A 12664-nucleotide genomic window follows, 5' to 3' on the forward strand; every position below is an offset into this window, starting at 1 on the left:
GCTCCTCCCTTTTAAATGTCTTCTGCATTTATAAAATAAACCAGCTGATCAGTCCACTTGTTGTCCTCGTATATGAATCCTTTCCTCGTGCATTCATAAAGCATCCCAACATTTTCTGCTAATTTTATAGATGCCGTATTGTCGAGGTTTATATGAGCTTCTATTCGATGATAATTTAATTTTTCAAATGCTAGATCAATCGCTGCCTTTACAGCCTCTTTACCATAACCTTTTCTCCAAAAATGGTTATGAATGGTATACCCGAACCTAGCCCATTGAAATTCTTCCCTCATAATTGTGGAAAAGTCTACAAAACCAATATGCGTATTATCTGTTTTTCTAAATACTCCAAATACATACACCTTATCATCCTCAGCCATCTGATGATGCTTAGTAACTAAATCAATAAACCATTCTTTCGTACAGATGCTCATATCTAATTTACCTTCATCGTATTTATGCTGGGAAGGTAAACGATTTTCATATTGCGTAAGCCAAGAAGAGTAATCTCCCTCTTCCATTAATCGAATAATTAATCGTTCTGTTTTCGTCATTATCTTAGTCAATCGAACACCTCATACCTTTCTAAATAGCGATTCATGGAAGTAGTTTACTAGGCTTCTTCGTCTGCAGAGGGGCCGTAGATGCCTGGTACTGGAATATCGAGAAGTCTCAAGTATACCCCAAGTTGCGCCCGATGATGGACCATGTGGCTTAATCCGAAGGTGCGGAACGCAATTGCTCGAGGCTCCTGGCGAATACTATGGTCACCATGACGTAGTGTCCATTCCTCTCCGAGCGTTTTCTCATCACATTCAGTAAGCATCATTTCCAGTTTTCTTACGTTTGTATCGAACTCATCCAGAATGTCAGCTCGCTTTTCTAATGCCTCTCGTCGCAACGGAACGGCGGAAAGATCAAAGTCTAAGTACTGTAAAATAGCCATTTGCCAGTTTAGCAGATTGATTAGGTGCGTGGCCAGACCTCCTAGTGTCATTGATTTCTCATGTGGCCTCCATGTCATATGCTCGTCGGGCAAGCGTTCCAGCATACGACGAGTAGAAGCCAATTCCTGTGTTGTATCCCCAACAATCAATTGTTTAACCATAAAATCCCTCTCCTCCCTTTTAATCAGCATACTATAAATTCCATTCAAGGGGAAAGCTCTCAGATAAGTTTTTATGCTATGGTTAAACCTTTTTTTTAGACTGTTAGAATATGTAAATACTTTGAGGGTTTTGCAGTTTGAAGAAATGTTCATAAGGGAATATACTAGATTGAACAAAAAGGGGTGAAGACAAGGTGAAAATAAAAACATTTTTGTTGTTAATGATTTGTTCCTTAGCGTTAGTTGCTTGTAACGATCAGAAAGAAGCATCGGAGGTGATAGAAATTCAAGAATTAATTAATTTCGATGAAGTGCAACCCGATACTTTACAACAAATCTCCGATGCGAAAGATATTAAAATTATAGAAAAAACATTTAAAAAAGCTAGACAATTCGGTGAGGTCGATAACGAAATTGCTCCGCAGTATAAGATCAAACTAAACGATGATGAATACTATCTATGGATTGATAATACAATCACTGGGACAATAGCAAACGTAAACAGTAAAAATATGTTCTACAATATCCTAGCTACCGATGAATTTAAAGAGGCCATTAATTATCGAGAGCAGAATAAATGATTTTTAAATAATTGTAGCAACGATCTGTAAGAAACATAGATTGTTGCTATTTTTTTAGGGTATGTTTCATATTATCTAGCTTCATGTTGCTGGGAATGTTCTCTCACTTTTTCAACGGATATAGAGCCCCTCCGTATTAGCGATCTTTTCTAATAACTCAAGATTATGTTGGCTGAAAATTAAAAAGGCTAAGCCATTCCCACTAAATACAATATTCTCCTCAGGTAAAATAAAATGTAAATGGAGATGGTCCGAAACAGCTAATTTTATTAGTGAAATTAATATTGTGTACTCATCAATGTTTAATAAAATGCCTTCTGTAAGATCTTTAGGTATAATTTTATTCCACTCATTCTCGTAGACTTTATAATACAATTGATCCTTATATAAAGGATCTGGTAAATAATAAAATGCATAAAATTCAGATGATTTTAACCACATCAATTCAAAAAATCTCTCAAATTTTTCTAGGCTTTTCTGGTACGAATGATAATCCTGCGTTTTTTGTTGGAAATCGACCATCTCTAATTTATCGAAGAATACTTCAACTTGACTATATTTTTCATTACTTTTTATCTGATAAGGGTAAATATCAAGTATTTTAGCACTTTCATAATCATACAATTGCTCTAGTAATTCTTCTAATTTTTTACTGTCTTTATTAGTTGCTTCCTTGCAAATACAATCGATTATATTTTTTAATGACATACCTTTTGACTCCTTTAATTCCTTCTTCAGCACAGCAATGCAACGATCATAGTATACCATCTTTCTATTGTTGCACCATGCCAGCGTTTTACAAGCTATGCAGCTTTTCCTACTTTCTGATACCAGCCCTCCCCATCTGTCACTAATAAAATTTGTCCAACTTTATGGTAGTGCTTTCTTACATAGTTTAAATAGATGGAATATTTAGATTTTTATTGATGGAATGGAAATGATTAATTATACTTAAATGATTAACGTTCGATTAGAAACAAATAATACTAGAGTATTGGGGAGAGAAGAATGGAAGAATTAAAAGTAGAAAAAGCAATTCAAGATATTTATCCAGATGATATCGCTTGGTGTTATGGGTGTGGCCGTTTGAATGATGATGGTCATCATCTTCGCACGGGGTGGCATGGTGATAAGACGATTACAATCTATACACCTGAATCAAAATATATGGGTATTCCAGGATTTATCTATGGTGGTTTAATTGCTTCATTAATTGATTGCCATGGAACAGGGTCGGCAGCGCTTGCCTTGCATCGTAAAAATGGACATGAAATTGGTGATGGAGCGGAGCCACCTCGATTTGTAACGGCTAACCTTAATGTAGATTTCCTAAAGCCAACACCCCAACATGTTCCATTAAAGGCAATTGGCACTGTTGAAGAAATTCATCCGAAGAAATGGAAAGTAGAAACTGAAGTTTACGCGCAGGATACGCTTTGTGCTCGTGGAACAGTAGTTCTTGTAGTCATGCCTAGTACTTTTCTAAATAAAAATGATTAGCATTTTTTATCCTCACTAAAATAAGAAGAGCACATCTTATTTATAGATGTGCTCTTCTATTGCGTTTTTAATGGATTCATAATCAAGGAACTGTATTACTAATAACTGTCACAAAGCCATTTCTCTTAGCAGTTTCCATTAACGAATAAATAGAGTCACTGGCAGTTTTGTTAAACTCATACCATTGGTCAACAGCTGCGTCATAAATCAACACGTCTGGCTGTCCAGTCAAAGGTTTATCTGAAGATTGCACCAACGAATAGAGATCATAACGTGCTATGCTACTACCTTCCTTGTTCAGGAAATCATATTGGCCCATTTTATAATAGCCCCCAATTACGGTGCTATGGACAGACCATGTGTAGTCGTTAGGCTGTTTTATCTTCTTGCCCATATTTTTAGTAAATATACGGTGCATTTCTTGCATATAGGCATTGCCATTGATTTGCTCGACTACTCCCCCCATTGTCATGTGGTATTCATGAAGTAATGCTTTCACTTCCACACCCTTAATCATCAATGGCTCTGTATCGATAGAGATCGTTAAATGATCATAATGAACTTTACAGCCAAAGATTTCTGCTAGAAAACGTAATGGTACAATGGTGCGTCCATTCTTTAAGTATGGCTTTGCATCCAATAATACCGTTTTTCCATTTGCTGTGGCTTTACTACTGTTTAACTTTAAACTGACTTTCATCTCACTTTGGGTCAGTATCACTTGCCCATCCGACCAATGCACCTTAGCCCCTAAATTTTCACTAATCACGCGTAAAGGTACCATTGTTCGATTGTTTTTTATTTCGGGCTTCACATCCGTTTGTACTGTCATACCGTCCACTTTTAGTTGACTACTAGCTGCTGCAGCAGTTGTGATAGATGTAAGAATGACAATCAACATAAGGAAAATACCTGAACATATTTTTTTCATGATTATTAGCTCCTTTAATTCGCTATCATTACTTCATTCCATATGTACCCTATTATTTCCTCCTGCTATTAGCAACGGTAACAAAAAAATCCTGCATTTTCGCAGGATTTTTAAGTAAACTTTATGCGGTTTATATATAGGTACGCTATTTCGTACCACTTGCACCAAATCCAGATTCTCCACGGACCGTTTGAGATAATTCATCTACTTCCACTAATTGAATAGAAGGAACAAATTGAATAACCATTTGAGCAATGCGCATTGATTTTTCTACGATAAATGGTTCTTGACCATGGTTGATTAAAATAACACCGATTTCGCCTCTATAGCCTTCATCTATAGTGCCTGGGCTATTCAGTACGGTTACACTATGCTTTAATGCTAGTCCACTTCTTGGTCGAATTTGGGCTTCCGTTCCCTTAGGTAACTCAATCTGAATACCTGTCTTAATGAGTTTGGCTACGCCTGCTGGGATTTCTACTGCTTCTATGGAATAGAGGTCCATGCCTGCATCACCAGGGTTGGCTTGTATCGGTAGCATGGCATCAGCGTGAACTTTTTTAATTTTTACTTCTAGATTCATTGTTCTTCATCCTTAACGATTAAAATTGAATGTGTCATCTGTGATTGGCGCAACTTTTGCCTTGGCATAGGTAGCACCCTTTTGTGAAAAGAAATCATATGTGGAGCCTTCATTACGAATACCATTCATCACAATTGGATTGACTTCCTCTTCTGGGAACATGGCTTCAAAGCCGACATTCATTAAAGCTTTATTAGCATTATAACGTACATATGCTCGCACTTCAGGTGATAATCCTGTTTCCGCATAAATATCATCTGTATACTTCATTTCATTTTGATATAAATCTAATAATAGCTCATAGCCCCATAAATGTAGCTCTTCTTGCTTTTCCTTTGAAAATTGCTTGAATAAATTTTGAGCAAAAAATCCAACTGCTACCCCATGGATAGATTCATCGCGCAAGATGAGTGAAATAATCTCGGCACTGTTTCGTAGGAAGCCTTGTCCTCCTAAGTATAGTGGATAGAAAAAGCCAGAATAAAACAGGAAAGATTCAAGCATAACGGATGAAAACATCGCTTTCCATAAGCTCTCTGGATTGCCTTCTTCAATACTATTATAAATGTCTGCTATTTTATTGGCCTTATACTGTAGAAATTCATTTTTCTTAACCCATTCAAATAGCTCGTCGATTTCTTCGTTTGTACAAAGCGTTGTGAAAATATAAGAATAGGACTTGGCATGTATCGCCTCGAATGCATCAAAAACGGTTAGGACAGCCTTTTCCTGTAAATCGTCTGTATAAGCAGCAACACGATTCATCCCGATATTTGTTTGTACAGTATCCAGTAAGGTTAATCCTGCAAATACTTTTTTATATGTGTCCTGATGCTCAAAGCTTTTCCATTGTTTAATATCTTTACTGACCGCAATTTCTTCTGGAAACCAAATTTGCTTCCATTGCTGGTCCCAAAATATATTGGCAAGCTCACTTGTTGCCTTATTCCAATTGACTGCCTCATAAATTATATTTGACATGCTACACACTCCTCTAAGCTTTGTAATCGTTGACGAACATAGTAAACAGACTTAATGCCCTTTATCCACGCATAAATGTATACTTTAGCCAATTGTTCGGTTGTCCAATTGTCCGTTACATAAAGCGTCATGGAAATACCTTGGTCAACGTGCTTTTGAGAAGCTGCATATAAATCAATTAAATCATAAGGATTCACATCATACGCCTCCACATATAAATGACTATTGTCATTTGTTAAATGAGGCATTGGATAAATGGTTCTACTATCGGCGTAATCACGAACCTCTACGCGCTCTGTACATGGTGCGATTGAAGCCGTACAGCTACGAATATATGAAATACTACCAGTTGGGGCAATAGCCAAACGATAGGAATGGAATAGACCGTACTGCATTACATCCTGCTTTAACGTTTCCCACATCTTGTTTGTGATGATTGGAATATTGCCAAGCGCCTTCAACACAGCAGGCGATAGTTCTTCTTCAGTTTTATTGATATATTGGTCAAAATAGCTACCTGATGCATAATCACTGTCCTCAAATCGGTAGAAGGTTGCAGCTTTTTCTTTCGCCATTTCCATCGAAGATTTCAGAGAATAATAGTTCATCGCTTCCATAAAGTGATCCATGAAATCAATGGAATCTTTTGAGCCGTACAGGATGCCTTCTGTCACGAGATGCCCATGGAGGTTCATACAGCCAAGCCCTACAGAATGCATTAATTGATTGGCTTTTGCAACAGACGGAACATTCTTAATGTGTGTCATTTGCGATACATTTGTTAATAGGTGCATGGCTGTATCGACTAATGCGCCGAAATCATTGACTTTACTTGCTGCATGGATATCGATGGAACCTAAGTTACACGATACATCTAATCCATAGTCATTTGGTTGATCCTGGTCCGTAATGATACTTGTCTCTTGTACTTGTAAGATTTCTGTACATAAATTGGACATTTTGACACGTCCAATATTTTTTAAAGGGTGTACCTTATTGACATTATCATCAAAGATTTCAAACGGATAGCCTGATTCAAATTGTGCTTTTTTCACCTCTGTGTAAAGCTTGCGTGCATTTAAACGTTTAATTTTACGAATTTTAGGGTTATCAAGTAGCTCGTAGTACATGTCTGAAATAGAAATTTCAGACATACGTTTGCCATATTCTTTAAAAATATCGTATGGGCTAAACAAAACAATATCCTTATCACGTTTCATCAGTTCGAAGAAAATACTAGGTATAATAATCCCTGTTGAAAGGGTAGCGAGGCGAATTTTATCATCAGCATTTGGTTTTTTTGATGAAATGAAATTTTCTATGTCTGCATGGAAAATATTTAGATAGACAACACCTGAGCCATTTCGTTGCCCTAACTGATTAGAATAACTGAAAGAATTTTCTAACAGTTTCGCTACTGGGATGACACCACTTGCACGATTTAATATCTCTTTAATTGGATCACCTAATGGACGTAAATCTGTTAAGTTGACCCCAACTCCACCACCAAGGCGTGATAGCTCTAAACAATAGCCAATATTTTCAGCAATACTATTCATGGAGTCATCCATTGATAATTTAAAGCAGCTGACTAATTCACCACGTGCTTTCTTACCACTATTTAAAGCAGTTGGTGTTGCAGGCTGATAGGCTTCCATCATTGCTTCGACAGAGCGTTCTGCTAGAGCCGTGTTGCCTTGAGCTAAATACAAAGCAATAATGACAATACGATCCTCATACTTTTCTAAGATCTCTTCCCCATCACGACTTTTCATAGCATAGCTATCGTAAAATTTGCTTGCGCTCATAAAGGATGGAAAGCGGAAATTATAATCATAGGCTTTCTTGTACAGCTTCTTAATAAATTCCATTTCGTACATGTCGATAAATGCTTTCTCATAGTAGCCCTCATCAACTAAATAGCGTATTTTTTCCTCAATATCTATAAAATAACGCAAACGTACGTTAACATACTCTAAAAAGTAGCGGCGCGTAGCTTCGCGGTCCTTTTCTAACTCAAGTAATCCAGTTGTACTATAACGATTCAGTACGTCATTATTAAGCTTTAAATAGGTTTTCATCTCATTACCCTCGTTTCATAAAACGTTTGTATTGCTTCGTAATCCGTTTGATTACCTCGTAAATCTAATTTCCTTACTAAGGGTACATGATAGGTAGCAGCGATTTTCTCACCAGCAGCGCCAAATACATGATGACCGAAGTTACTATTACCACTGGCAACTACTCCTTTACAAAAATCCCTGTTTTTTTCTAAGAAACGTTGTACCTTTGCTGGAATGTCACCTAAACCATCTGTGTAGGTAATTAAGAGATATGGCTTGTTCAATCGCAATTCTTCCGAGAGCTCGATACATTCTGCCTTTAATTTGGATACAACATTTCGGACATTACCTGTACGACTCGCGTAAACAATCATAGGGCAATCAACTCAATTTGAGAAACAATTTCCTGAACATCTCCTATGAAAGTTTCATTCATCTCTAAAACAGGCACACTTAAAAAACCTGCGTCAATAATCGTTTGCTTTGCTTGTTCATCGTGATCGATGTTAACAATTTCAGCTTCAAGTCCTGCACGTTGTAGTTCAGATTTTACCCATAGGCATTTTGGACAAATTGTTTTCGTATAAAGTTTCATAGAAATCCCTCTTTTCATAAAATAAAAAGCCTATCTCCTCTAAAGAGATAGGCTAAATGGAAACGTTAACATACCAAAAATACTGACGTTCCCATCTCTTAATCCCCGAAGAAATGATAAATTTGTTTTATAAAGGCAGGTCTCCTGGCTTTGCTTCATTCTCTGATTCCCTTCCCATGCAAATGCACAGTGGTTGCAATCATCGTCAGCTTCACAGTTGCGGGGACAGCGTCGGAATTGTACCGAACTTCCCTTTTAAACTACATGTAGTAGTACCTTTGTAAAACGAACACAATATATAGTTGTTGTTCAATAGTTTTAAGTGTACCATCCTTCAAATGAAAAGTAAATCAAGATTCTAAACTTCTTTATTTTTGGATTATTCAGTATTTTTAATTATGTAGTTCCAAATAGATTACCACTAATCACTTATACCCAAATCAAAAATCTATTTTTAACGATGTACGTGATTTTCTATTAAAATGGATCTAGAATTCTAATTTGAGTTTAAAGAAATCTTCTATTTTATGTACCATTGAAAAATAGTTGTCTCTATCGTAAGTCCTGAAATAATGATCATCTCTTACCCATTTCAAATGATGCTCATTACATTAATAAAGAGCATGCTTTTATCATAACATGCTCTTACCATTCTATCATTGGGATTATAGTCTAACCTTAACCTCAGTCCCGTCCTGAGCTTTGACATCGACTAGCACAAGTCCTTTATAATTTTGTAGTTCCTTGATAATCGGCTTTAGCATTTCTTTGTCGATGAGGGGAAAGGTAAAGTCTATTTTCTTTTTATCGAAGTATGCCTTTGTCCACTTATTGGCTTGTTGCTGAATCCATTTAGAAGTTAAAATGGAGAGGACAATGGTTAGCACAGTATAGGGAACAGGGACGGTAAAGCGAACGTCTTTTGCTTTCACTTTTACATGCATCATTCGTCGCCTCTACTCAATGAAGACTGCAACGGAATCTCCGTTTGCTGATTTTATATCTACAATTTGTCCATCTAGTTCATTTTCAATTGCTTCAAGAAGAAGATTGATGTCGATATCTTTTACGTATTTTTCAGATTGCGGAATACTTGCAGCGATGCTGTGTCCTGCCATCAATACGGCTTTGACAAGTTTAATTGGTAAATTTACCGTGACATTATCATTTTCGGTGGATACAACACGGACCTTTAACGTTTTATCTAAATACTTTGTTTTTTCCGCAAATTTATTCTCTGATTCTTCTTTCTGTTGTAGCACTTGAATCAGCTCTGATCCTTTATCCGCATCAATTTTGCCCTCTTGAATCATCGTTAACACTTTTGTAATTTCCTCTTTCATGGTCGTTCCTCCCTATTCGTCTTTTAAGAGCTTTATGGCTTCATCTGTTGTGATTTCGCCATTTTCAAGCATGCTTACAATTTTTTTCTCATCTACTTCATTTTTCTTCTTTTGAGCATAGCCAAGGGATGAAATAATATCATTTAGCTTGCCTCGAACTGTTGGATACGAAACCCCCAGTTCCTTTTCAACCTCTTTAATATTTCCTCGGCAGGTTAAAAATACTTCCACAAAATGAAGCTGATCCTGTGATAAGGATGCTAGCTTCGACAATTCAAACTCATTTTCAATGGTCGTGTGACAATGAGAACACTGTAACTTCGTAATTTTTAATGTTTTACTGCAGACAGGACAATTTGTGATTACTTGATAAGCCATAGTGAACTCCTTCCTTTAAGTTAAGCTGATTATATAATAAAGAAATTAAAGATGTAAATAATAAAATTAATAATTTTAATTAAAAAATAAATAAAATTAATATCTTGATTAATTTTATTTATTTTTGTTTCTATATTGCTTTAAAAATTAAGAAAACGCCATTTTTAATTTCTCAAAATGGCGTTTCTGTTTAATTGGGTCTATCCTTCTTTTTTCTTTCCCGCGGGTGTGATGGCAAAATTGCATTGTATAACGCTTGTGAAGCGGGGTGCTGATATGTCCCATCCTTGCCTATCTCCTCCACTAGCTGACCATGCTGCATCACAAGGATGCGATCTGACATAAAACGTGTGGCCTGTAAATCATGTGAAATGAATAGATAAGCAAGCTGTAGCTCTTTTTGAAGTCTTTGCAGTAGCTCTATAATCGTCTTTTGCAAAATCATATCAAGACTACTAATGGCCTCATCTAAAACAATCAGTTTCGGCTTTAATGCAAGAGCTCTAGCAATGTTGACTCGTTGCTGCTGTCCCCCACTTAGCTGTGAGGGATAGTTTTGAGCCATTGCCCACTCTAACTCTACACAGTCTAGTAATTCCCTTATTTTCTGTTGTCGCTCTGCTTTGCTAAAATGCTCGAAATTCAAAAACGGTTCTTCGAGTATTTCGAAAATCGTCTGTTTTGGATTAAATGAATGATAACTATTTTGAAAAACAGCCTGTAAATTTCTTCGTATCATTTTTTTCTCTTTGCTGGGTGCTTCGTATAAATTGACACCTTGAAAGATCAGCTCTCCGTTTGTTGGTCGTTCAATCCCTAAAATAATGCGCCCTAATGTGCTTTTTCCAGAACCACTTTGACCGACGATGCCAAGACATTCTCCTTCCTGAAGTGAAAATGTCACATTCTCTAATACAGGGGCTTCCTGTCCTCGTTTGAATAGAAATGGTCTTTGCGCATAGTATTTCTCAATATTTTTTACTTCTAGTAGCGTCATTTTATCACCTCATAGCATTCTCGCTTGTAAAAGTTTCTTGGTATAGGGATGCTGAGGCGCATCAAAAAAATCAAAAACATTTGCTTGCTCAACGATTTCTCCTTGATACATCACAGCCACATCGTCCGCAAGCTCAGCAATGACACCTAAATCATGCGTGACAAGGAGTATGGTAGCATCTGTTTCTGAGCGAATTTGATTAAATAGTGTTAATACTTGTTTCTGATTGATGGTATCCAGAGCAGTCGTAGGCTCGTCTGCGATGTAGAGGGAGGCCTGTATCGCCATTGACAGAGCAATCATCACTCGCTGTAGCATGCCTCCACTTAACTGGAAAGGATAGTAGGACAAGAGCTGCTCTGGCTGAGGTAAATGAACTTTTTTCAAAGCATCAAGGGCGATCTGTCTCATTTCTTTTTTTGTAAGCTTAAAGTGTGCTTTTAATGTTTCTCGAAAATGACTTTCAATCGTTTGAATATGATCAAATGCAGCGGGTGGGTTTTGCAAAATCATCGAAAGATGTCTGCCACGATAAGCTCTCCATTTAGTAGCTGAAACGTTTAATAAATTTTCTTGCAGATAGAGTACTTCCCCTTGGCTGACATGGGCAAAGGACGGTAATGTTTGCATGATGGCATGGCAAAGCATAGACTTGCCACTGCCACTTTCCCCGATAATTCCTAGGACTCGCCCTTTATAAGCTGTCAGGTTGATAGAGGTTAATATATTTTTCTCCCCTATTTTGACTGTGAGGTCTATCACTTCTAAAACTTTCTCCATAACTTCCCCTTTCCTAGTCAAGCCTTTTTAAACGATTTGCTAATTGATTAAACAATAACACAACAAGGATGATGGCAAGTCCTGGATAAAGCATTAATTCAGGATGCTGTCTCATGTATTGCTTTCCTTCATTGATCATCATGCCCCATTCTGGAATCGGTGCCTGCACCCCAAGTCCGATAAAGGAAAAGCCTGCAATTTCTAAAATCACCTTCCCGATATCTAATGCGACAATCGTGACAATAGATGGCAATAGATTGGGTATATAATGGCGTCTAATTAATTGGATACCTGTAGTGCCCGTTATCCTAGCAGCTTGAACAAAGTCTTTCTCATTGATGCCAATAAACAAACCTCGGATCATTCTTGCATAATAAATAAGCTGTGTGAAAATGAGCGCTATTAAAACATTTTTTAAGCTAGGACCTAATATACCTAACAGCCCAAATGCAAGTACGAGTGTCGGAAAGGCTAATAAAATATCACATAATCGAATAAAAAGAAAATCAATTAATCCTCTTTTCAACGCTACAAAAGCACCCAGTAGGATAGCTAAAACAATAGCGACTAGCTGAATGATGAGCGCTGAACCTAAAGAATAACGAATACCTAAAAGAAGGCGTGACAAGATACACCTTCCTAAATGATCTGTACCTAATGGATAGTCCCAAGACGGGACTGAAAATTTCTTAGCAATATCGACAGCAAAAGGGTCGTGTGGCATTAAAATTGGCGCCAACAGTCCTAATAAGCCAGTAATGACAAGGAGGAATAGACTGATTAATCCTGTTAAGTTGCCACTTTTTGTTCGTACAAATTTCATT

The 12664-nt window shown here is 37.0% G+C and carries 17 protein-coding genes and 1 riboswitch; of the genes, 2 read left to right on the forward strand and 15 right to left on the reverse strand.

Annotated features, from left to right (window positions below):
• Nucleotides 1-11 precede the first annotated feature (11 nt).
• Together ACMGGO_RS10845 and ACMGGO_RS10850 are read right to left on the reverse strand one after the other, a co-directional pair.
• A complete protein-coding gene (locus ACMGGO_RS10845; protein WP_115673611.1) occupies nucleotides 12-566 on the reverse strand; it encodes a GNAT family N-acetyltransferase in 555 nt (184 codons plus the stop codon).
• Between the two features lie 47 nt (nucleotides 567-613).
• Nucleotides 614-1108, reverse strand: coding sequence for a DinB family protein (locus ACMGGO_RS10850; protein WP_420281896.1), 495 nt, complete (start codon nucleotides 1106-1108; stop codon nucleotides 614-616).
• Between the two features lie 194 nt (nucleotides 1109-1302).
• On the opposite strand from ACMGGO_RS10850, the gene ACMGGO_RS10855 reads away from it, so the two are divergent.
• A complete protein-coding gene (locus ACMGGO_RS10855) occupies nucleotides 1303-1689 on the forward strand; it encodes a hypothetical protein (RefSeq protein WP_420281897.1) in 387 nt (128 codons plus the stop codon).
• Nucleotides 1690-1800: 111 nt separating this feature from the next.
• Here the strand turns inward: ACMGGO_RS10855 and ACMGGO_RS10860 are convergent, their stop codons facing one another.
• Nucleotides 1801-2397, reverse strand: coding sequence for a hypothetical protein (locus tag ACMGGO_RS10860; protein WP_420281898.1), 597 nt, complete (start codon nucleotides 2395-2397; stop codon nucleotides 1801-1803).
• Nucleotides 2398-2697: 300 nt separating this feature from the next.
• Here ACMGGO_RS10860 and ACMGGO_RS10865 point away from each other — a divergent pair, with 300 nt between their 5' ends.
• Nucleotides 2698-3189, forward strand: a complete 492-nt coding sequence (locus ACMGGO_RS10865; protein WP_048392750.1) for a PaaI family thioesterase — start codon at nucleotides 2698-2700, stop codon at nucleotides 3187-3189.
• An 82-nt stretch (nucleotides 3190-3271) separates the two neighbouring features.
• On the opposite strand, the gene ACMGGO_RS10870 is transcribed toward ACMGGO_RS10865, so the two are convergent.
• The 12 genes from ACMGGO_RS10870 to ACMGGO_RS10925 all read right to left on the reverse strand — a co-directional run bounded on the left by ACMGGO_RS10870 (nucleotide 3272) and on the right by ACMGGO_RS10925 (nucleotide 12663).
• Entirely contained in the window at nucleotides 3272-4120 is an 849-nt protein-coding gene (locus ACMGGO_RS10870) for a copper amine oxidase N-terminal domain-containing protein (RefSeq protein ID WP_259950139.1), read from the reverse strand.
• Nucleotides 4121-4265: 145 nt separating this feature from the next.
• The gene (gene dut / locus ACMGGO_RS10875) at nucleotides 4266-4703 is read right to left on the reverse strand and encodes a dUTP diphosphatase (protein WP_048392753.1); all 438 of its coding nucleotides are present in this window, start codon (nucleotides 4701-4703) and stop codon (nucleotides 4266-4268) included.
• Nucleotides 4704-4715: 12 nt separating this feature from the next.
• Entirely contained in the window at nucleotides 4716-5684 is a 969-nt protein-coding gene (nrdF, locus tag ACMGGO_RS10880) for a class 1b ribonucleoside-diphosphate reductase subunit beta (RefSeq protein WP_259950137.1), read from the reverse strand.
• On the reverse strand, nucleotides 5672-7765 hold the full coding sequence (gene nrdE / locus ACMGGO_RS10885; RefSeq protein WP_054550167.1) for a class 1b ribonucleoside-diphosphate reductase subunit alpha: 2094 nt from the start codon (nucleotides 7763-7765) through the stop codon (nucleotides 5672-5674). The genes nrdF and nrdE overlap by 13 nt, the downstream gene beginning before the upstream one ends.
• Nucleotides 7762-8121, reverse strand: a complete 360-nt coding sequence (gene nrdI / locus ACMGGO_RS10890) for a class Ib ribonucleoside-diphosphate reductase assembly flavoprotein NrdI (protein WP_048392755.1) — start codon at nucleotides 8119-8121, stop codon at nucleotides 7762-7764. The genes nrdE and nrdI overlap by 4 nt, the downstream gene beginning before the upstream one ends.
• Nucleotides 8118-8342, reverse strand: a complete 225-nt coding sequence (locus ACMGGO_RS10895; protein ID WP_004229925.1) for a glutaredoxin family protein — start codon at nucleotides 8340-8342, stop codon at nucleotides 8118-8120. Before ACMGGO_RS10895 ends, nrdI begins: the two co-directional genes overlap by 4 nt.
• A 116-nt stretch (nucleotides 8343-8458) precedes the next feature.
• Nucleotides 8459-8637, reverse strand: a riboswitch (cobalamin riboswitch).
• Nucleotides 8638-9007: 370 nt separating this feature from the next.
• Nucleotides 9008-9289: a hypothetical protein gene (locus tag ACMGGO_RS10900; protein WP_048392756.1), complete on the reverse strand. Its 282-nt coding sequence runs from the start codon at nucleotides 9287-9289 to the stop codon at nucleotides 9008-9010.
• Between the two features lie 9 nt (nucleotides 9290-9298).
• Entirely contained in the window at nucleotides 9299-9685 is a 387-nt protein-coding gene (locus tag ACMGGO_RS10905) for an SHOCT-like domain-containing protein (RefSeq protein WP_374805548.1), read from the reverse strand.
• Nucleotides 9686-9697: 12 nt separating this feature from the next.
• Nucleotides 9698-10063: a DUF2089 domain-containing protein gene (locus tag ACMGGO_RS10910; protein ID WP_004229931.1), complete on the reverse strand. Its 366-nt coding sequence runs from the start codon at nucleotides 10061-10063 to the stop codon at nucleotides 9698-9700.
• A gap of 190 nt (nucleotides 10064-10253) precedes the next feature.
• Nucleotides 10254-11060, reverse strand: coding sequence for an ABC transporter ATP-binding protein (locus tag ACMGGO_RS10915; RefSeq protein ID WP_374805546.1), 807 nt, complete (start codon nucleotides 11058-11060; stop codon nucleotides 10254-10256).
• 9 nt (nucleotides 11061-11069) lie between these two features.
• Nucleotides 11070-11840 carry an ABC transporter ATP-binding protein gene (locus tag ACMGGO_RS10920; RefSeq protein ID WP_269898459.1) on the reverse strand — a complete coding sequence of 257 codons (771 nt, stop codon included), beginning with the start codon at nucleotides 11838-11840 and terminating at the stop codon, nucleotides 11070-11072.
• Nucleotides 11841-11853: 13 nt separating this feature from the next.
• Nucleotides 11854-12663 (reverse strand): ABC transporter permease subunit, encoded by an 810-nt coding sequence (locus ACMGGO_RS10925; protein ID WP_227744871.1) that lies wholly within the window; start codon nucleotides 12661-12663, stop codon nucleotides 11854-11856.
• Between the last annotated feature and the right edge of the window lies 1 nt (nucleotide 12664).

The sequence above is a fragment of the Lysinibacillus sp. BNK-21 genome, assembly GCF_048684915.1.
GTDB lineage: Bacteria > Bacillota > Bacilli > Bacillales_A > Planococcaceae > Lysinibacillus > Lysinibacillus capsici.

Coding starts and splice junctions, on each gene's coding strand:
- ACMGGO_RS10850 (WP_420281896.1), bottom strand. CDS start 1,108: ATGGTTAAACAATTGATTGTTGGGGATACAACACAGGAATTGGCTTCT.
- ACMGGO_RS10860 (WP_420281898.1), bottom strand. CDS start 2,397: ATGTCATTAAAAAATATAATCGATTGTATTTGCAAGGAAGCAACTAAT.
- ACMGGO_RS10865 (WP_048392750.1), top strand. CDS start 2,698: ATGGAAGAATTAAAAGTAGAAAAAGCAATTCAAGATATTTATCCAGAT.
- ACMGGO_RS10870 (WP_259950139.1), bottom strand. CDS start 4,120: ATGAAAAAAATATGTTCAGGTATTTTCCTTATGTTGATTGTCATTCTT.
- dut (WP_048392753.1), bottom strand. CDS start 4,703: ATGAATCTAGAAGTAAAAATTAAAAAAGTTCACGCTGATGCCATGCTA.
- nrdF (WP_259950137.1), bottom strand. CDS start 5,684: ATGTCAAATATAATTTATGAGGCAGTCAATTGGAATAAGGCAACAAGT.
- nrdE (WP_054550167.1), bottom strand. CDS start 7,765: ATGAAAACCTATTTAAAGCTTAATAATGACGTACTGAATCGTTATAGT.
- nrdI (WP_048392755.1), bottom strand. CDS start 8,121: ATGATTGTTTACGCGAGTCGTACAGGTAATGTCCGAAATGTTGTATCC.
- ACMGGO_RS10895 (WP_004229925.1), bottom strand. CDS start 8,342: ATGAAACTTTATACGAAAACAATTTGTCCAAAATGCCTATGGGTAAAA.
- ACMGGO_RS10900 (WP_048392756.1), bottom strand. CDS start 9,289: ATGATGCATGTAAAAGTGAAAGCAAAAGACGTTCGCTTTACCGTCCCT.
- ACMGGO_RS10905 (WP_374805548.1), bottom strand. CDS start 9,685: ATGAAAGAGGAAATTACAAAAGTGTTAACGATGATTCAAGAGGGCAAA.
- ACMGGO_RS10910 (WP_004229931.1), bottom strand. CDS start 10,063: ATGGCTTATCAAGTAATCACAAATTGTCCTGTCTGCAGTAAAACATTA.
- ACMGGO_RS10915 (WP_374805546.1), bottom strand. CDS start 11,060: ATGACGCTACTAGAAGTAAAAAATATTGAGAAATACTATGCGCAAAGA.
- ACMGGO_RS10920 (WP_269898459.1), bottom strand. CDS start 11,840: ATGGAGAAAGTTTTAGAAGTGATAGACCTCACAGTCAAAATAGGGGAG.
- ACMGGO_RS10925 (WP_227744871.1), bottom strand. CDS start 12,663: ATGAAATTTGTACGAACAAAAAGTGGCAACTTAACAGGATTAATCAGT.